Consider the following 18747-nt stretch of genomic DNA (forward strand, 5'->3'; position numbering starts at 1 on the left):
TGGAAGCTTGCGCAGGCGTGCAAAAGCGTGGCATTCGTTGCGCACCTTACCCGCAACCCGGAAACAAGCTCCACCCAGCATCATGAGAACAAAACCAAAATGATGCTGCGGCGGCCTTCATCCACTGCCACACAGAACAATTACACAAAGTTTAGCACGGCTGGACCCGGGCCTTTAAACGGGTATAGAGGAAAGGCCCCGCCTCCACGGAGTGGAAGCGGGGCCTTTCAACGCAATCGACTAGCGGAAATCGTTGCCGAGATCGTAGTCATCCAGCGGGATGGCGTGGAACTCGGGAGCTCCGTCGCCGCCCAGGGAGTCGTACGAGAAGTCACTGAACGCGCTGGGGCCGGTGAACAGGTTGGCCTTGGCTTCTTCAGTGGGCTCCACGGTGACCTCGGTGTAGCGCGGGAGACCCGTGCCTGCCGGGATCAGCTTACCGATGATGACGTTCTCCTTGAGGCCGAGCAGCGGGTCGCTCTTGCCTTCCATGGCCGCCTGCGTCAGGACGCGGGTGGTCTCCTGGAAGGAAGCTGCCGACAGCCAGGACTCGGTGGCCAGGGACGCCTTGGTGATGCCCATGAGTTCAGGACGTCCGGAAGCCGGAGTCTTGCCCTCGGACACAACGCGGCGGTTGGCGTCCTCGAAGCGGCTGCGCTCGGCGAGCTCGCCGGGGAGCAGATCCGATTCGCCGGACTCGATGACCGTGACGCGGCGCAGCATCTGGCGGACGATAACCTCGACGTGCTTGTCGTGGATACCGATGCCCTGGCTGCGGTACACGCCCTGGACCTCGTCCACCAGGAACTTCTGCGCGGCACGGGGACCCATGATGCGCAGAACCTGCTTCGGATCCACCGGACCGTTGATGAGCTTCTGGCCTACTGTGACGTGCTCGCCATCCTCGATGAGGAGGCGTGAACGGCGCAGCACCGGGTAAGCGATCTCTTCAGAGCCGTCATCCGGGGTGATGACCAGGCGCATCTGACGCTCGGACTCTTCGATGGCGATTCGGCCGGCTGCTTCAGCAATCGGCGCGACACCCTTCGGAGTACGGGCTTCGAAGAGCTCCTGGATACGGGGCAGACCCTGGGTGATGTCGTCTCCACCGCTGGCGGACACAGCACCACCGGTGTGGAACGTACGCATGGTCAGCTGGGTACCGGGCTCACCGATGGACTGTGCGGCGATGATGCCGACAGCCTCGCCGATGTCCACGGTCTTGCCCGTGGCCAGTGAACGGCCGTAGCACAGGGCGCAGGTGCCGACGCTGGACTCACAGGTGAGTACGGAGCGGACCTTGACCTCGGTGATGCCGGCTGCGAACAGTTCAGCGATCACGACGTCGCCGCAGTCGGTGCCGCCGGCTGCAAGGACATTGCCCTTGGAGTCCACAACATCAACAGCGAGCGTGCGGGCGTAGGCGCTGTTCTCGACGTTCTCGTCCAGGACCAGCTCGCCGTTGGCGTCCGGCACGGCGATTGCCGTGACCAGGCCGCGTTCGGTGCCGCAGTCCTCTTCGCGGACGATGACGTCCTGCGACACGTCCACCAGACGACGGGTCAGGTAACCCGAGTTGGCGGTACGCAGCGCAGTGTCAGCCAGACCCTTACGGGCACCGTGCGTGGCGATGAAGTATTCCAGCACCGACAGGCCCTCGCGGTACGAGGACTTGATGGGACGCGGGATGATTTCACCCTTGGGGTTGGCCACCAGGCCACGGATACCCGCGATCTGACGGACCTGCATCCAGTTACCACGTGCACCGGAGGACACCATGCGGTTGATGGTGTTCATCGGCGACAGGTTGTCACGCATTACCTGGGCGATCTCGTTGGTTGCCTTGTTCCAGATCTCGATCAGTTCCTGGCGACGCTCGTCGTCGTCAATCAGGCCCTTGTCGTACTGGCCCTGGATCTTGGCAGCCATGGTTTCGTAGCCGGCGAGGATCCGCGGCTTGTCCTTGGGTACCTCGATGTCCGAGATGGCGACGGTAACGCCTGACCGGGTGGCCCAGTAGAAACCGGCGTCCTTCAGGTTGTCCAGCGTTGCCGCCGTGACCACCTTCGGGTAGCGCTCGGCGAGATCGTTGACGATCGTGGACAGTTCGCCCTTGTCCGCAACGTTCTCAACCCACGGGTAATCCGCCGGCAACGTCTGGTTGAAGATGACCTGTCCAAGGGAGGTCTGGACGATCACCGGCTGGCCGGCTTCCCAGCCTTCCGGAGCTTCCCAGCCCGCGTACGGAACGAAGCCTTCGAGACGGATCCTGACCTGCGAGTTCAAGTGCAGCTCGCGGAGGTCGTAGGCCATGATGGCTTCGGAAACCGAGGAGAAGACGCGGCCTTCGCCAGCTGAGCCGACACGCTTGGTGGTCAGGTGGTAGAGACCGATGATCATATCCTGCGAAGGCAGGGTGACCGGGCGGCCGTCGGACGGCTTTAGGATGTTGTTCGAGGACAGCATCAGGATGCGTGCCTCAGCCTGGGCCTCGGGGCTCAGCGGCAGGTGGACTGCCATCTGGTCGCCGTCGAAGTCAGCGTTGAAGGCGCCACAAACCAGCGGGTGGAGCTGGATTGCCTTGCCTTCAACAAGCTGCGGTTCGAACGCCTGGATGCCAAGGCGGTGCAGGGTGGGTGCACGGTTGAGCAGCACCGGGTGTTCGGTGATGATCTCTTCCAGCACGTCCCAGACCTGCGGACGGTAACGCTCGACCATGCGCTTGGCCGACTTGATGTTCTGTGCGTGGTTGAGGTCAACCAGTCGCTTCATCACGAACGGCTTGAAGAGCTCCAGTGCCATCTGCTTGGGCAGACCACACTGGTGCAGCTTCAGCTGCGGGCCGACGACGATGACCGAACGGCCGGAGTAGTCAACGCGCTTGCCGAGGAGGTTCTGGCGGAAACGACCCTGCTTGCCCTTGAGCATGTCGCTCAGGGACTTCAGCGGACGGTTGCCAGGACCCGTGACCGGACGGCCGCGACGGCCGTTGTCGAAGAGGCTGTCAACAGCTTCCTGAAGCATACGCTTCTCGTTGTTGACGATGATCTCCGGGGCACCGAGATCAAGCAGGCGCTTGAGGCGGTTGTTGCGGTTGATCACACGACGGTAGAGGTCGTTGAGGTCGGAGGTCGCGAAGCGGCCACCGTCCAGCTGGACCATCGGGCGCAGTTCCGGCGGGATCACCGGAACGGCGTCCAGCACCATGCCCAGCGGGCTGTTGTTGGTGGTCAGGAACGCGTTGACCACCTTCAGTCGCTTCAGGGCGCGGGTCTTGCGCTGGCCCTTGCCGTTGGCAATGATGTCGCGCAGCAGGTCAGACTCGGCCTGCATGTCGAAGTTCTCAAGACGCTTCTTGATAGCTTCGGCACCCATGGAGCCTTCGAAGTACATGCCGTAGCGGTCGCGCAGCTCGCGGTAGAGGCCTTCGTCGCCTTCGAGGTCTGCGACCTTGAGGTTCTTGAAACGGTCCCAGACCTGCTCGAGACGTTCGATCTCGGCGTCGGCACGCTTACGCACGTTAGCCATCTGACGGTCCGCGGAGTCGCGGGCCTTCTTCTTGTCGGCAGCCTTGGCACCTTCACCTTCGAGGCGCGCGATCTCGTTTTCGAGGTCACGGGCGATCGTGGCGATGTCGGAGTCGCGGTTGTCGATCAGCTGCTTCTTCTCGATGTCGTGCTCAACCTGCAGGTTGGGCAGTTCTTCGTGGCGGCTGTCGGCGTCGACGCTGGTGATCATGTAGGCAGCGAAGTAGATGACCTTTTCGAGGTCCTTCGGTGCCAGGTCAAGGAGGTAGCCCAGACGGGACGGAACACCCTTGAAATACCAGATGTGCGTGACCGGGGCGGCCAGCTCGATGTGGCCCATGCGCTCACGGCGGACCTTTGCACGGGTGACTTCAACGCCACACCGCTCGCAAATGATGCCCTTGAAGCGCACGCGCTTGTACTTACCGCAGTAGCATTCCCAGTCACGGGAAGGGCCGAAGATCTTCTCGCAGAAGAGGCCGTCCTTCTCGGGCTTGAGCGTGCGGTAGTTGATGGTTTCCGGCTTCTTAACCTCGCCGTAAGACCAGCCACGGATGTCATCCGCGGTGGCAAGGCCGATCTGCATGAGGCCGAAGGAGGATTCGCTGGACATATGGTCCCTGTTCTCTCTTGTTCTCTAAATTCTGAAGTCTTGGTTACGGGAAGAGGGAGGTGACTTACCGGGAAAGTCAGCACGGCGGGGCCGCTTGCTTTTCCCGGTAAGTCCCCTGCTAAACCTCTTCTACGGAACTGGGCTCTGCACGAGACAGATCGATGCCCAGTTCTTCCGCAGCCGTGAAGACTGCGTCATCAGAGTCACGCATTTCAATTGTGGTTCCGTCCGTGGAGAGTACTTCCACGTTCAGGCACAGCGACTGCATTTCCTTGATCAAGACCTTGAAGGACTCAGGAACGCCCGGCTCGGGGATGTTCTCGCCCTTGACGATTGCTTCGTAGACCTTGACACGACCGTGGATATCATCCGACTTGATGGTGAGGAGTTCCTGGAGTGTGTACGCGGCGCCATAAGCTTCCAGCGCCCACACTTCCATCTCACCGAAGCGCTGGCCACCGAACTGTGCCTTACCACCCAGCGGCTGCTGCGTGATCATGGAGTACGGGCCAGTGGAACGGGCGTGGATCTTGTCGTCCACCAGGTGGTGGAGCTTCAGGATGTACATGTAGCCGACCGAGATCGGATCCGGGAACGGCTCGCCGGAGCGGCCGTCGAAGAGGCGGGTCTTGCCTGAGGAGTTGATCAGGCGGTCGCCGTCGCGGGTGACGTTGGTGGAGTCCAGCAGACCCGTGATTTCCTCTTCACGGGCGCCATCGAACACAGGCGTCGCAACAGTGGTTGAGCCACTCTCGCGCGGCAGGTTCGGCAGCTGCTTCATCCACTCGGGCTCACCCTCGATCTTCCAACCGGTCTTGGCAACCCAGCCGAGGTGCGTTTCCAGCACCTGGCCGACGTTCATACGGCCCGGAACACCCAGCGGGTTCAGGACGATATCCACGGGGGTACCGTCTGCAAGGAAGGGCATGTCCTCGATCGGGAGGATCTTGGAGATAACACCCTTGTTGCCGTGACGGCCGGCGAGCTTGTCGCCGTCGGTGATCTTGCGCTTGGCGGCCACGTAGACGCGCACCAGCTGGTTCACGCCCGGGGGCAGTTCGTCGTCGTTGTCGCGGTCGAAGACGCGGACGCCGATCACGGTGCCGGACTCGCCGTGCGGAACCTTCAGGGAGGTGTCGCGCACTTCGCGGGACTTCTCACCGAAGATGGCACGCAGCAGGCGCTCTTCCGGGGTCAGCTCGGTTTCACCCTTCGGGGTGACCTTTCCGACCAGGATGTCGCCGGCTTCAACTTCGGCACCGATGTGGATGATGCCGCGCTCGTCCAACCCTGCCAGGACTTCCTCGGACACGTTGGGGATGTCACGGGTGATTTCCTCGGCACCAAGCTTGGTGTCGCGGGCATCGATCTCGTGCTCCTCGATGTGGATGGAGGAAAGAACGTCCTCGGCAACAATGCGCTGCGAGAGGATAATGGCGTCCTCGAAGTTGTGGCCTTCCCATGACATGAATGCCACGAGCAGGTTCTTACCGAGGGCGAGTTCGCCCTGGTCCGTTGCCGGACCGTCGGCGATGATGCCGCCGACCTCGAGGCGCTGGCCTTCGTTAACCAGGACACGGTTGTTGTAGCAGTTGCCCTGGTTGGAGCGTGCGAACTTGTTGATGCGGTAGTTGGTTTCCGTACCGTCGTCGTTGAGCATGATGACGAGCTCAGCGGAAACCTCGGTAACCACACCGGCCTTCTTCGCGATGGTGACATCACCGGCGTCGACGGCGGCGGCGCGCTCCATGCCGGTGCCCACGAACGGGGCTTCGGAACGGACCAGCGGCACGGCCTGGCGCTGCATGTTGGCACCCATGAGTGCGCGGTTAGCATCGTCATGCTCGAGGAACGGGATCAGTGCCGTAGCCACGGACACCATCTGGCGCGGGGAAACGTCCATGAACTCGACCTCGCCGGCGGGAACCAGCACAGGCTCGCCTCCACCACCACGGGCGCGGACCAGGACGGTCTCTTCGGCGAACTTCTTGTTCTCATCCAGCGGAGCGTTGGCCTGAGCGATCAGGACCTCTGCCTCGTCGTCGGCCGTGAGGTACTGGACCTCATCGGAGACAACGCCTTCAGCGACGAGACGGTAAGGAGTCTCGATGAAGCCGAACGGGTTGATGCGGCCGTAGGATGCCAGCGAACCGATCAGACCAATGTTCGGGCCTTCAGGGGTTTCGATGGGGCACATACGTCCGTAGTGGGACGGGTGAACGTCTCGAACTTCCATGCCTGCGCGGTCACGGGACAGACCACCCGGGCCAAGCGCGGACAGACGGCGCTTGTGGGTCAGACCCGACAGCGGGTTGTTCTGGTCCATGAACTGCGACAGCTGGGACGTTCCGAAGAACTCCTTGATGGCTGCAACAACAGGGCGGATGTTGATCAATGTCTGCGGCGTGATTGCCTCGACGTCCTGGGTGGTCATCCGCTCGCGGACAACGCGCTCCATACGGGACAGGCCGGTGCGGACCTGGTTCTCGATGAGCTCGCCGACGGCGCGGATACGACGGTTGCCGAAGTGATCGATATCATCGATATCGACGCGCAGCTCGTGGTCCTGGCCGTCACGCTTGCCCGTGAGGGTCTTCTCGCCGGCGTGCAGGGCAACCAGGAACTTGATCATGGCCACGATGTCTTCAACGTGCAGGACCGAAGCTTCCTTGTCGCCAAGGGAGCGGTCGATGCCAAGCTTGCGGTTGATCTTGTAACGGCCAACCTTGGCCAGATCGTAGCGCTTGGAGTTGAAGTACAGGTTGTCCAGGAGGGACTGGGCAGCCTCGACTGTGGGCGGCTCGCCCGGTCGCAGCTTCCGGTAGATGTCCAGCAACGCGTCTTCGCGGGTCTCGGTGGCGTCCTTCTCCAGCGTTGCGCGCATGGAGTCGTACTGGCCGAACTCTTCGAGGATCTGGCCTTCGGTCCAGCCCAGGGCCTTCAGCAGAACAGTGACGGACTGCTTGCGCTTACGGTCGAGGCGAACGCCGACCTGGTCGCGCTTGTCGATCTCGAGTTCAAACCATGCACCGCGGGACGGGATGATCTTGGCAGTGAAGATGTCCTTATCACTGGTCTTGTCGGCGGTGCGCTCAAAGTAGGCGCCCGGTGAACGGACCAGCTGGGAGACGACCACACGCTCGGTGCCGTTGACGACGAACGTGCCCTTCTCCGTCATGAGGGGGAAGTCGCCCATGAACACGGTCTGCTGCTTGATTTCGCCCGTGTTGTTGTTCATGAACTCGGCCTTGACGTACAGCGGTGCCGAGTACGTTGCGTCCCGGTCCTTGCACTCGGCCATGGTGTACTTCGGGTCAGCGAACTCCGGATCGGAGAAGCTCAGGGACATGGTGCCCTGGAAGTCCTCGATCGGGGAGATCTCTTCAAAGATGTCCGACAGCCCGGACGAGGTGGCGACGCTGAGATCGTTTTCTTCGACGGCCTTCGCTACGCGCGCCTGCCAGCGTTCGTTTCCGACCAGCCAGTCGAAGCTGTCCGTCTGCAGGGCAAGGAGATTCGGAACGTCCAGCGGTTCGTGAATCTTTGCGAATGACAGCCGGCGCGTGGCACCATCAGTGCTGTTTGATTCGATAGCGGTGGCAGTGTTATTTACATTAGAGGTGCTCGAGGCGACCAAGAGGGATCCTTCCACAGACCTTCAGGCGTTTTCAGATCTCCCCCGCTGTGCACCCTGCGGAATGACTCCGCAGTGCTACCATCCGGTTCCGCTATATGACCCGGGCCGGGGCTTTCCATACAATGACGTTGTTGACGGCACGTTGATGGTCAGCTGCCAGGCAAAGCCCACCGCTATATGAAGGCTGAAGGTAAACAGGGAAGACGCAAATATCTACGATACGGCAAAACCAATTACGTGTCTACCCCACAACCGGACTTATTGCAAGCACCTATTTTTTGCACCGGAAGAGGCGTCAGAGGTGCAGCGTAACGCCTGCTGCTGTGCATTCGCCGGCGTTGGCGAACACGGCGTCACGCACGGCGTCCTTTGATTCCTGCTCGGGCGCGGCTCCCTTTTTAACTGCCGATGAGTGGTCAAGGGCCAGGACGCTGAGCGAGGTAAACAGTCCCACCAGGTTCCCGGACACTGTTTCCTTGGCGTCCTGCGCGGCAAAGTAGATGTCCTCGTAGGCATTGGAATCGTCCCGGATGGTCCTGTACTCGGCGTAGAGCGAGTTGAACGTCTCGCAGGCTCCCTTAGCGCCCCCGGCCTGGGGGCCGGCCGACGGACTGGAAGAGCGCGACGGCGACGCGGTGGAGGGCGCGGAAGTGGACGCAGTGGGGGTTGCTGTTGATGAAGAGCTGGCAGGCGCAGGAGTGGCAACGCTGCAGGCGGTGAGCCCGGCGAGGCTGGCTATGGCTGCCGCGGCGACGATTTTCTTCAAGATGCTGCTCCCTGTTGTTGCTTTGCCCTGATTTTTTTGTTGCTCTGATGCATTCGTCTTCGCCGTCCACCCTACGCACCGCCGCGATCACGCGCACATCCGTCGGATGGGTAGTTCTCCCCTACGGGCCGCGGCCGGCACGACTGGAATCAGCGGTGCCCGTTCGGCGTTTGGATTAGTGGGTGACATGACTCACGGTAGCCTTGGAAGTACATCGATTCAGAGCGGAAGAGATCACAATGGGCAACTCCAACGACAATACTGACGTTGTTATCCTGGCTGGTGCGCGCACGCCGCAGGGCCGGCTCAACGGGCAACTGGCGAGCTTCACCGCCGTCGAACTCGGAGCGCACGCGATCAGGGCCGCGATTGCCGCGAGCGGCGTGCAGGCCGGCCAGGTGGATGCCGTCATCATGGGCCAGGTCCTGCAGGCCGGTGCCGGGCAGAACCCCGCCCGCCAGAGCGCCATTGGCGCAGGGATCGGCTGGAATGTTCCCACTCTCACCATCAACAAGGTGTGCCTGTCCGGGCTGACCGCCGTGATCGACGCCGCCCGGATGATCCGCAGCGGCGACGCCACCGTGGTGGTGGCCGGTGGCCAGGAATCCATGTCCCGCGCGCCCCACCTCCTGCCGGGTTCGCGCCAGGGCTGGACCTACGGCGCCATCCAGGCGCTGGATGTAGCGGCGCACGACGGACTCACGGATGCGTTCGATGGCCAGTCGATGGGGCTGTCCACCGAAACCAAGAACCTGACGCTGGGCATTGACCGGACCTCGCAGGACAACGTTGCCGCCCAATCGCACCAGCGCGCGGCGCTGGCGGCGAAGAACGGCGTCTTCGACGACGAGATCGCACCCATCAGCGTCAAACAGCGCAGAGGAGATCCCGTAGTTGTGGACACCGACGAAGGCGTTCGCCCGAACACATCCATCGAGTCCTTGTCCGGGCTGCGGGCAGCCTTCGTCAGCGACGGAACCATCACGGCCGGCAACTCCTCTCCCCTGTCCGACGGCGCCTCCGCCCTTGTGCTGGCATCGCGCCGGTTCGCGGAGGAGAACGGCCTGGAATACCTAGCTGTGGTGGGAAAGCCCGGCCAGGTTGCCGGTCCGGACAACTCCCTGCATTCGCAGCCATCCCACGCCATCAAGAACGCACTGCAGCGGGCAGAATGGAGCACCGCCGACCTGGACTTCATCGAAATTAACGAAGCATTCGGTTCGGTCGCAGTGCAGTCGCTGAAGGACCTGGACTACCCGCTGGAAAAGTGCAACATCCACGGCGGCGCCATTGCGCTCGGCCACCCGATCGGGGCGTCCGGTGCGCGGTTGGCGCTGCACGCGGCCCACGAACTCAAACGGCGTGGCAGCGGCAAGGCCGCGGTCTCCCTGTGCGGCGGCGGCGGTCAGGGTGAAGCCCTGCTGCTGTACCGCGACTGATGGCCAGCAGGGACTGATGGTGGGGCAGGCCGGCAACGGAAGTGCCGCCGTCGGACGTCAGCGCTTCCTTGCTGACGCCGCCGCGCGCGGCCTGCCCGTGCAGATTGTGGAGCGCCTCGCCGCGCGGAGCCTCGAGGAGGCTGCCGGGATCCTGGGCATCACGCCTGCGGAGATCGTGAAGTCCCTGGTGGTCAAACACAAGGACGGAACGTTCCTGTTCGCGCTGATTCCGGGTGACCGGCAAATCTCCTGGCCAAAACTGCGGACCCTGGTGGGCGTCAACAAACTCTCATTGCCGCCCGCGGACGTGGCCCTTGGTGCTACCGGCTACGAACGGGGCACCATCACTCCGCTCGGTAGCACCACCGCCTGGCCGGTGTACGCGGACGTCACCATTGCCGGCCGCCGCATCTCCATGGGTGCCGGTGAACACGGCTACAGCGCGTTTGTGGACGCCGACGCCCTCACCGCGGCACTGGGCGCCGTCGTCGCCGATATCTCCGAACCCAACTAGCAACGCGGGGTCACTTACGGCCCATCAGTGGGCACTTCATGGGCCGTAAGTGACTCCGCGTTGGGTTAAATGCAGGAAACCCCGCCCACCGAAGTGGACGGGGTTTCCGTGAAGGGGCGTGAGTTACTTGAGGGTAACGGTTGCGCCGGCAGCCTGGAGCTGCTCCACTGCCTTCTCGGCAGCTTCCTTCGTGACGCCTTCGAGAACAGCCTTCGGAGCGCTGTCAACAACGTCCTTAGCTTCCTTCAGACCCAGGGAAGTGATTGCGCGAACTTCCTTGATCACTGCGATCTTCTTTTCGCCAGCTGATTCGAGGATAACGTCGAATTCAGTCTGCTCTTCAGCTTCTTCAGCTGCGCCGCCACCGGCGGGGCCAGCAACAGCAACTGCAGCTGCAGTAACTTCGAAGGTCTCTTCGAAGAGCTTGACGAACTCGGAGAGCTCGATGATGGTCAGTTCCTTGAAAGCTTCAATGAGCTCTTCGTTGGTGAGCTTCGCCATGGTGTGGCGTCCTTCCTATAGGTGGTGCTTGGCGGCCTGGGCCATTGCCTTCACACCGGAGTCTGGTGGGTGAAGAAGAACTAGTTCTCTTCGGCAGCGGGTGCTTCGGCGGGAGCCTCAGCAGCTGCTTCGGGGGCTTCGTCTGCGGCCGGAGCTTCTTCCGCGGCGGGAGCCTCGGCTGCTGCCGGTGAACCGTTCGCTTCTTCGAGCTTGAGGCGCAGTGCGTCAATGGTGCGTGCAGCGGCGGCGGCAGGAGCCTTGAGGATGCCTGCAACCTTTGCGAGCTGCAGCTCGCGGGACTCGAGTGCTGCCAGGGCAGCGACTTCGCTCGCGTTCAGTGCCTTGCCCTCGAAGTAACCGGTCTTGATGACCAGCTGCTTGTTGGCCTTGGCAAAATCCGTCAGGCTCTTGGCAGCGGCAACTGCGTCACCCTTGATGAACGCGATTGCAGTGGGGCCGGAGAGCTGGTCGTTGAATGCTTCGACACCAGCTTCCTTGGCTGCAATTGCGGTCAGGGTGTTCTTGACGACCGAGAACTTGGTGTCCTGGCCGAGAGAAACACGCAGCTGCTTGAGCTGTGCAACGGTGAGCCCACGGTATTCGGTCAGGACAGCGGCGTTCGATTCCTTGAAATCGTTAGTGATCTCAGCTACTGCTGAAACCTTTGTAGGCGTTGCCATAACCCTCCTTCCGGGGATAGTGCCGGTATGCGACGGTCCCCGCTCAGATGAGCTAAAACTAAAAAACGCCCCGCGCAGATGCACGGGGCTTGGCTCGACACGGCTTTCACTGTGGAGCGTTGCTTCGTTCACCTGCGCCGGCCGCCCTATGTTCAGGGTCCTTCGTCCAGAAATACATTTGGCCTCCCGCACACAACTGCAGAGTTGAGCTGCGTTCAGGAGAATGGATTTCCAACAACCGACGGTCTTTGGTAGTTCAAGCTTACGGGACGGGCCGCCGGACCACCAAATCGGCCTCAGCTCTTACTGGTGCCCAGGTATGGGAGCTGTTTTTGCCAGATGCCGGTCACGCCGGCCGTGGTGAAGCCCAGCTGCTGGTTGACCGTCAACAGGTACCTGTTCTCCGGCGCGTTCCAGGTGTAGATCACCCGGGCGTCGGGGAACTGCTCGGTGAGCCGCTCCATGTTGGCCACCTTAATCAGCAGCCCCAGCTTGTTCCCGCGGTGCTCCTGCAGGACCAGGGTGTCGTCCTGGAACACCACATCGGGCCGGTGGGCCAGTACGCTGATAGTGGTCAGACCCACCAGTGCCCCGGTGGCCAGATGCTCAACGGCGGTGACCACCGTCCGCCTCCCCTGCGCGATGGTGACCTCTTCCGCCCCGCGGAGGATGCCGCCGTCGAACACCATGTCCTGCTCTACGGGGGTCTCCAGGGAAGGATCGACGTCGGCGCCCGCCTGGTTCTCGAGCACGGCCACGGCTTCCAGCCACTCATCCGGGCAGCGGTCAGTCCAGTGATGGAGCCGGTACCGCGCGTTGTTGGCTTCATCGGCCTCGGCCTGGAGATCGGCCACGAGTTTGGTGTCCAGAGGCAGTGCACAGGCGCTGAACTGTTCGATGTGCTGCAGCGTGTAGCCCGTCCGGCGCGCGAATTCGACTTCCCGGCTCTCCAGCGGCACAAAGCCCTGGCCTGAACCCGGCACCAGCTGGGCAGCCTCGAACTCGTGCAGGGACGCGCCGGGATGGTTGGTGTCAACAAGGATCAAGGTGCGGCCCTCGCTGCGCGCCAGGTGTTCGGCCGCGAGGAGCAGCTTGCGGCCCACCCCCTGGCGCTGGAATTCCGGCAGGATGTCCAGCGTGAACTCCGCCATGTCCAGGTTGTCAGTCAGCGGCAGGGCAATGTCCACCGTACCGATGATCTGGTCCCCGGCCTTGGCCACCAGGATGATCTGGCGCTCATAGGGATCGGCCAGCTCCAGGAGCTTCTCCAGCGGCGTGTAAGCGAGGTCATCACTGCCCCAGGTCTGCATCCGGACTTTGCGGCCCACCTCGACGGCAGCCAGAAAATCCGTTGCGTCAGGCGCGTCCAAGGTATCCGGGATCCACAGCTGCTCGATCCGTACGTCTTCTGCCATCAGGTGCGTCATCCCAGCCGTTTCTGCCATTCGCCCTCATAACCAGCAGGTTTGAATCCAAGCACATTATTTATCGCCAGCATATGCCGGTTTTCCACAGCGTTCCATGTCAGCACCGAACGCGCCGCGGGCCACCGATGCTGGGCCGCCCGCAGGTTCGCCGTCTTAATCAGCAATCCCAGCCTCTTGCCGCGGTGCTCGGACGAGACCAGCGTGTCCTGCTGGGCAATGCTCGCAGGAATGCCCGGCCGCCAGTTTAGGACCGTGTAGGCCACCAGCTTGCCGGTAGGCCTGTGCAGCGCCGCCGCGACCTGGCTCTGCACGCCGCCGCGGCTGCTCGACTGCTCCTCCTGCCGGACCCTGGCTGGGTCCCAGTCCTCAGCTTCCCAGTCCAGGCCGGCAATAGGGACATCCGTGCTCATCCGGTTCTTGAGGACTGCGTATTCAGCCACGAGTTCGTCAGGACAGCGATCAGACCAGCCCACCAGGGTGTAGCCGGTGGCCCGTGAAGACGCCTCCAACTCCAGTCCATCGAGTTGGTTCGCCGGGACTGGCACCGTAAGCCGACTGGCCCTCTCCACCTGCTCGAGTTCGTAACCAGCACGGGCCGCAAAGGCGACGGCAGGATCATCTGCGGGGAGCCCACCCGCTCCCGATTTGGCGGGGATGAGCCGGACCGCATTCTCCACCGTCCCGGCGGGCAGCTCGCAGTAGGCATCCAGGGAAGTGCGCCCAGCGTCGGCGGCCACAGCCTCGGCATGCGCCAACAGCCGGCGGCCCAATCCCAGCCGCCGGAAGCGTGCCGACACGTCCACCAGGATCCCTGCGGTGGACGTGTTTTCACGCAGGGGCAGGGTTACGGAGCAGGTTCCCACCGTCTGCTGGCCCAGCCGTGCGATGAAAAGCCGGCGATCTTCGTACTTATTGCCTCGCCAGTATTCCAGGCTCTCCATGGCTGTGGGGCAGCGGTCCAAGTCTCCCCATTTATCCAGCTCATGCTGCTCGCGCAAGGCTTGGCACTCATGGAAGTCCATTACGCCGACGGTGCCGACGGCACTGTGGTCCGTCCCGGCGTCGAGCGCTGAAGGAATGGCGACTGCGGTGATCATCAACTGCTGACCGGTCATGCCCCAAGCCTAACGATCTGCACGGTTTGGTGGGGTTAAACCAAAGGACCGCCCGGCGCAGTGCCGGACGGTCCTTCGGTGTGCCGGAATAGACCGGCGGAGGTACTGCTGAGGACTAGACCTCGGTCAGGACCTTCGTGACGTTGGGGTCGACGGCGATGCCGGGACCGAACGTGGTGGCCACGGTGGCCTTCTGGATGTAGCGGCCCTTGGAAGCGGACGGCTTCAAACGAAGCACCTCTTCCAGTGCAGCTGCGTAGTTCTCGGCCAGCTTGATGGCGTCGAACGAAACCTTGCCGATGATGAAGTGCAGGTTCGAGTGCTTGTCGACGCGGAAGTCGATCTTGCCACCCTTGATGTCGTTGACAGCCTTGGCGACGTCTGCGGTCACGGTGCCGGTCTTCGGGTTCGGCATCAGGTTACGGGGACCCAGGACCTTACCAAGACGGCCAACCTTGCCCATGAGGTCAGGGGTGGCAACGGCTGCATCGAAATCGGTCCAGCCGGCTGCGATCTTTTCGATCAGGTCATCGGAACCAACGAAGTCGGCGCCGGCAGCGATTGCTGCCTCAGCCTTGTCGCCCGTTGCGAAGACCAGGACGCGGGAGACCTTACCGGTGCCGTGGGGCAGGATAACGGTGCCGCGGACCATCTGGTCAGCCTTGCGAGGGTCAACGCCCAGGCGGAAGGCAACCTCAACGGTGGCGTCGAACTTGGACGGGTTGGTGTCCTTGGCGAGCGTTACTGCCTCGAACGGCGCGTAGAAGTTCTCCGCGTCGATCTTGGCGGCTGCTGCCTCATATGCTTTGCTGCGCTTTGCCATGCTGCTTATTTCTCCTTGTGCAGTTGTGGTCTGCGGACCGCGCTGGGCCCTGCCACAGCCGAGGATCCTGCATGGATCCTGCGACATTTCGGTTTGTGCCGGTTGTCCGGCAGTGGTGCCGGTTTCCCGACGGTGAAGGCTATTAGCCTTCTACGGTGATACCCATGGAGCGGGCGGTACCGGCGATGATCTTCGCTGCGCCTTCGAGGCTGGTGGCGTTGAGATCTTCCATCTTGGTGGTGGCGATCTCGTTGACCTGGGCCTGAGTCAGCTTGGCAACCTTGACGGTGTGCGGGGTGGGTGAACCCTTGGCAACGCCTGCAGCCTTTTTGATGAGCTCTGCAGCCGGCGGGGTCTTGGTGATGAACGTGAAGGAACGGTCCTCGTAGACCGTGATTTCCACGGGGATAACGTTTCCGCGCTGGGCTTCTGTTGCAGCGTTGTACGCCTTGCAGAATTCCATGATGTTGACACCGTGCTGGCCAAGCGCAGGACCGATCGGCGGGGCCGGGTTAGCGGCGCCTGCCTGGATCTGCAGCTTGATGAGGCCGGTGACCTTCTTCTTGGGAGCCAATGTAAGGTCCTTCTCTCAATATCTTCCTGGGACACAGGAGCGTGCCTCAGGTTATTGGCCGCCATGGCGAGGCGACCGGCCGTTCCGGGGCTGCTAAGCGGGCAGTCCGGAACGAATTCTGTGCGGGGTTATTAGATCTTGCTGACCTGGTTGAATGCCAGGGTGACCGGGGTTTCGCGTTCGAAAATCGACACGAGCACCACGAGGGTCTGGGATTCCACCTTGATCTCGGAGATCGTGGCGGGAAGGGTCTCGAACGGACCTTCCTTGACGATGACCGATTCGCCGACCTCGAAGTCGACGTCGATCTGCGCGGCAGCGTGCTTGACGGGTTTGCCCTTTTCGGCCTGCTCTTCTTCGAAGACCGGCGCGAGCATGGAGAAGACTTCGTCGAGGCGCAGCGGCACCGGATTGTGGGCGTTGCCCACGAAACCGGTTACACCGGGGGTGTGGCGGACGGCGCCCCAGGAGGCATCCGTCAGGTCCATGCGGACCAGGACGTAGCCGGGGATCCGGACCCGGTTGATGACCTTGCGCTGAGCGTTCTTGATCTCAACGACCTCTTCCATGGGCACCTGGATTTCGAAGATGTAATCTTCCATGTCCAGGGTCTGGATGCGGGTCTCAAGGTTGGCCTTGACGCGGTTTTCGTAGCCGGCGTAGGAGTGGATGACGTACCAGTCACCCTCCTGGCGGCGCAGCTTGGCTTTGAATTCGTCGGCGGGGTCAACTTCGGCTTTGGCGGCCGCGGCTGCCAGGGCGTCTGCATCAGCGTCGTCGCCCTCTGAGTCGCCCTCAGCGAGTTCGCTTTCAACGGCGTCACCCTCTGAATCGGCATCCTCTGAATCGTCGGAATCGTCGGCGGAATCGGCGTCGGCGGATTCGGGCGCAGCGGACTCAACCTCAGACTCTTCACCGGCTTCAACCGTGGGGGCCGCCGTGTTGTCCGTGGACTCTTCCAGCTCAGTCTCGGTTACCTCGAGCTCCTGCTCAGACACTTGGTCTCCTGCTTCCTCATTGCCTAACATGCCTATTTAAATGGCTCAATTCCGCACACCGCGTGGATTCTTCCGGTTTACCCGGACAAGGCCACGCGGCCTGCGGACGATATGCCTTAGCGGTCCCCGGGAGCTATCCCGCCGAAGACCCAGCTGACCACGGTTCCAAAACCGATGTCCAGCAGGCTGACGATCACCATCATGATGGCCACGAACACCAGCACCACGAACGTGTAATTGATCAGTTCCTTGCGGGTTGGTGCAACAACCTTCTTCAGCTCGCCGATGACCTGGCGCATGAAGAGTGCAATACGAGCGAAGAAGTTTGCCTTGGCGTCCTTCTTAGCTGGGCGGCCCTTGGAGCTGCTGGCAGCTGTTTCGGTCACCTGGTCCTCGCTCATCTTCGCAATGTTGGATTACCCGGTCCTGATCAGAACCATGGTTGCTGCGCTTGCTCCGGCATTCCGCCGGAACAGCTTGCGCAGGGCAGACAGGACTCGAACCTGCAACCTGCGGTTTTGGAGACCGCTGCGCTACCAATTGCGCCACTACCCTATGGATCGAAAACAGCATCCTGACAAAACTTCCGCAGTTCGCACTGGGGCGCACGTCATCATCCGTGTTTTCAACACCGGAGAACCAGTCTACGCAACAACTTCGTCTACGTCGAACCAGCCTCATTCCGGGCCGTCCAATCCGCCCTGGTGGGTGACTTGACCTGCAGTCACATCCACGCCGGCAGCCCGAACGATCCGCTGAACAGCATAGAGTAGATCACGTCGAATTCCACCATTCAGCCTCCGGGCTGCAAGCGAAGAACGGACCCTGCCATGTCTGCCGCCCGCGTTTCCAAGCGCATTTCCGCTATTGCCGAATCTGCAACCCTGGCCGTTGATGCCAAGGCCAAGGCGCTGAAGGCAGCTGGTCGGCCGGTTATTGGCTTCGGGGCAGGGGAACCGGACTTCCCCACCCCGGACTACATCGTCAAGGCGTCCATCGAGGCCGCCAGCCAGCCCAAATACCACCGCTACTCCCCCGCCGCCGGGCTGCCGGAGCTCAAAAAGGCCATCGCCGAGAAGACGCTCCGCGACTCCGGCTACGCTGTGGATCCGTCCCAGGTCCTGGTGACGAATGGCGGTAAGCAGGCCGTGTACAACACTTTCGCCACGCTGGTGGATCCGGGCGACGAAGTGATTGTCCCGACACCGTTCTGGACCACGTACCCGGAGGCCATCCGGCTCGCCGGCGGTGTCCCCATTGAGGTATTCGCCGGACCTGAGCAGGACTACCTGGTCACCGTTGAGCAACTTGAGGCCGCTGTGACGGACAAGAGCAAGATCCTGCTGTTTGTCTCGCCGTCCAACCCCACCGGCGCCGTGTACAGCCCGGAGCAGGTGGCTGAGATCGGCAAGTGGGCCGCCGCCAAGGGGCTCTGGGTGGTCACCGACGAGATCTACGAGCACTTGACCTACGACGGCGTCCCGTTCACCTCGATCGCCACGGCAGCCCCGGAACTCGGCGACAAAGTGGTCATCCTCAATGGCGTGGCCAAGACCTATGCGATGACCGGCTGGCGTGTGGGCTGGATGATCGGCCCGGCCGACGTCATCAAGGCGGCCACCAACCTGCAGTCGCACGCCACGTCCAACGTTTCGAACATCATGCAGATTGCAGCCCTCGCCGCCGTCTCCGGACCGCTGACCGCCGTCGACGAGATGAAGGTGGCGTTTGACCGCCGCCGCAAGGCGATCGTGGCCGGCCTGAATGCGATCGACGGTGTTGAATGCCCGACGCCGAAGGGTGCGTTCTACGTCTACGCGGACGTCCGTGCGCTGCTGGGGAAGGAATTCCCGACGGCGGCGGGCACCGCAACACCGTCCACCTCCGCCGAGCTCGCTGCTTTGATCCTGGATGAGGTTGAGGTGGCCGTGGTGCCCGGTGAGGCGTTCGGCCCCTCCGGCTACCTGCGGCTCTCCTACGCCCTGGGCGATGAGGACCTGGCCACCGGCGTCGCCCGGCTTCAGGACTTCCTGGGCCAGGCCAAGTAGGGACGCTCTCTCACTTCCTGCAAGAAAAACGCAATCGCTCTCTCACTTGGTGAGAGAGCGATTGGCGTTAAGCCACAGGAAGTGA

General features: G+C 62.3%; 14 protein-coding genes and 1 tRNA gene. 3 read left to right on the forward strand and 12 right to left on the reverse strand.

What is annotated here, in order from left to right; genetic code table 11:
* Positions 1 to 240: 240 nt before the first annotated feature.
* The 3 genes from FYJ92_RS13970 to FYJ92_RS13980 all read right to left on the reverse strand — a co-directional run bounded on the left by FYJ92_RS13970 (position 241) and on the right by FYJ92_RS13980 (position 8543).
* Positions 241 to 4140 carry a DNA-directed RNA polymerase subunit beta' gene (locus FYJ92_RS13970; protein ID WP_185261230.1) on the reverse strand — a complete coding sequence of 1300 codons (3900 nt, stop codon included), beginning with the start codon at positions 4138 to 4140 and terminating at the stop codon, positions 241 to 243.
* A 118-nt stretch (positions 4141 to 4258) separates the two neighbouring features.
* Positions 4259 to 7777, reverse strand: coding sequence for a DNA-directed RNA polymerase subunit beta (gene rpoB, locus FYJ92_RS13975; RefSeq protein WP_185261231.1), 3519 nt, complete (start codon positions 7775 to 7777; stop codon positions 4259 to 4261).
* A gap of 295 nt (positions 7778 to 8072) precedes the next feature.
* A complete protein-coding gene (locus FYJ92_RS13980; RefSeq protein WP_185261232.1) occupies positions 8073 to 8543 on the reverse strand; it encodes a hypothetical protein in 471 nt (156 codons plus the stop codon).
* Between the two features lie 239 nt (positions 8544 to 8782).
* Here FYJ92_RS13980 and FYJ92_RS13985 point away from each other — a divergent pair, with 239 nt between their 5' ends.
* Both FYJ92_RS13985 and FYJ92_RS13990 read left to right on the forward strand, forming a co-directional pair.
* Positions 8783 to 9982, forward strand: coding sequence for an acetyl-CoA C-acetyltransferase (locus FYJ92_RS13985; RefSeq protein WP_185261233.1), 1200 nt, complete (start codon positions 8783 to 8785; stop codon positions 9980 to 9982).
* 16 nt (positions 9983 to 9998) lie between these two features.
* Positions 9999 to 10496 (forward strand): aminoacyl-tRNA deacylase, encoded by a 498-nt coding sequence (locus tag FYJ92_RS13990; RefSeq protein ID WP_185261234.1) that lies wholly within the window; start codon positions 9999 to 10001, stop codon positions 10494 to 10496.
* A 123-nt stretch (positions 10497 to 10619) separates the two neighbouring features.
* Here the strand turns inward: FYJ92_RS13990 and rplL are convergent, their stop codons facing one another.
* From rplL to FYJ92_RS14035, 9 genes are all read right to left on the reverse strand, one after another.
* Positions 10620 to 10997: a 50S ribosomal protein L7/L12 gene (gene rplL / locus FYJ92_RS13995; protein WP_056344416.1), complete on the reverse strand. Its 378-nt coding sequence runs from the start codon at positions 10995 to 10997 to the stop codon at positions 10620 to 10622.
* Positions 10998 to 11077: 80 nt separating this feature from the next.
* Positions 11078 to 11677: a 50S ribosomal protein L10 gene (gene rplJ / locus FYJ92_RS14000; protein WP_160673150.1), complete on the reverse strand. Its 600-nt coding sequence runs from the start codon at positions 11675 to 11677 to the stop codon at positions 11078 to 11080.
* 296 nt (positions 11678 to 11973) lie between these two features.
* Entirely contained in the window at positions 11974 to 13092 is a 1119-nt protein-coding gene (locus tag FYJ92_RS14005; protein WP_185263816.1) for a GNAT family N-acetyltransferase, read from the reverse strand.
* A gap of 8 nt (positions 13093 to 13100) precedes the next feature.
* On the reverse strand, positions 13101 to 14219 hold the full coding sequence (locus FYJ92_RS14010) for a GNAT family N-acetyltransferase (RefSeq protein ID WP_185261235.1): 1119 nt from the start codon (positions 14217 to 14219) through the stop codon (positions 13101 to 13103).
* Between the two features lie 115 nt (positions 14220 to 14334).
* Positions 14335 to 15042: a 50S ribosomal protein L1 gene (rplA, locus tag FYJ92_RS14015; RefSeq protein ID WP_111906643.1), complete on the reverse strand. Its 708-nt coding sequence runs from the start codon at positions 15040 to 15042 to the stop codon at positions 14335 to 14337.
* A 142-nt stretch (positions 15043 to 15184) separates the two neighbouring features.
* Positions 15185 to 15616, reverse strand: a complete 432-nt coding sequence (gene rplK, locus FYJ92_RS14020) for a 50S ribosomal protein L11 (RefSeq protein ID WP_024365990.1) — start codon at positions 15614 to 15616, stop codon at positions 15185 to 15187.
* 131 nt (positions 15617 to 15747) lie between these two features.
* On the reverse strand, positions 15748 to 16614 hold the full coding sequence (gene nusG / locus FYJ92_RS14025; protein WP_185261236.1) for a transcription termination/antitermination protein NusG: 867 nt from the start codon (positions 16612 to 16614) through the stop codon (positions 15748 to 15750).
* A 116-nt stretch (positions 16615 to 16730) separates the two neighbouring features.
* Complete coding sequence (gene secE / locus FYJ92_RS14030; protein WP_185261237.1) at positions 16731 to 17015, reverse strand: preprotein translocase subunit SecE; 285 nt, start codon at positions 17013 to 17015, stop codon at positions 16731 to 16733.
* An 81-nt stretch (positions 17016 to 17096) separates the two neighbouring features.
* A tRNA-Trp gene (locus FYJ92_RS14035) sits at positions 17097 to 17169 on the reverse strand.
* A gap of 275 nt (positions 17170 to 17444) precedes the next feature.
* On the opposite strand from FYJ92_RS14035, the gene FYJ92_RS14040 reads away from it, so the two are divergent.
* Positions 17445 to 18662: a pyridoxal phosphate-dependent aminotransferase gene (locus FYJ92_RS14040; protein WP_185261238.1), complete on the forward strand. Its 1218-nt coding sequence runs from the start codon at positions 17445 to 17447 to the stop codon at positions 18660 to 18662.
* Positions 18663 to 18747: the final 85 nt, after the last annotated feature.

Source organism: Pseudarthrobacter sp. NBSH8 (assembly GCF_014217545.1).
GTDB lineage: Bacteria > Actinomycetota > Actinomycetes > Actinomycetales > Micrococcaceae > Arthrobacter.

Bases quoted from the DNA above. Each gene is read 5' to 3' on its own strand.
- FYJ92_RS13970 (WP_185261230.1), bottom strand. From the start codon at position 4,140: ATGTCCAGCGAATCCTCCTTCGGCCTCATGCAGATCGGCCTTGCCACC.
- FYJ92_RS13985 (WP_185261233.1), top strand. From the start codon at position 8,783: ATGGGCAACTCCAACGACAATACTGACGTTGTTATCCTGGCTGGTGCG.
- FYJ92_RS13990 (WP_185261234.1), top strand. From the start codon at position 9,999: ATGGTGGGGCAGGCCGGCAACGGAAGTGCCGCCGTCGGACGTCAGCGC.
- rplL (WP_056344416.1), bottom strand. From the start codon at position 10,997: ATGGCGAAGCTCACCAACGAAGAGCTCATTGAAGCTTTCAAGGAACTG.
- rplJ (WP_160673150.1), bottom strand. From the start codon at position 11,677: ATGGCAACGCCTACAAAGGTTTCAGCAGTAGCTGAGATCACTAACGAT.
- FYJ92_RS14005 (WP_185263816.1), bottom strand. From the start codon at position 13,092: ATGGCAGAAGACGTACGGATCGAGCAGCTGTGGATCCCGGATACCTTG.
- FYJ92_RS14010 (WP_185261235.1), bottom strand. From the start codon at position 14,219: ATGACCGGTCAGCAGTTGATGATCACCGCAGTCGCCATTCCTTCAGCG.
- rplA (WP_111906643.1), bottom strand. From the start codon at position 15,042: ATGGCAAAGCGCAGCAAAGCATATGAGGCAGCAGCCGCCAAGATCGAC.
- secE (WP_185261237.1), bottom strand. From the start codon at position 17,015: ATGAGCGAGGACCAGGTGACCGAAACAGCTGCCAGCAGCTCCAAGGGC.
- FYJ92_RS14040 (WP_185261238.1), top strand. From the start codon at position 17,445: ATGTCTGCCGCCCGCGTTTCCAAGCGCATTTCCGCTATTGCCGAATCT.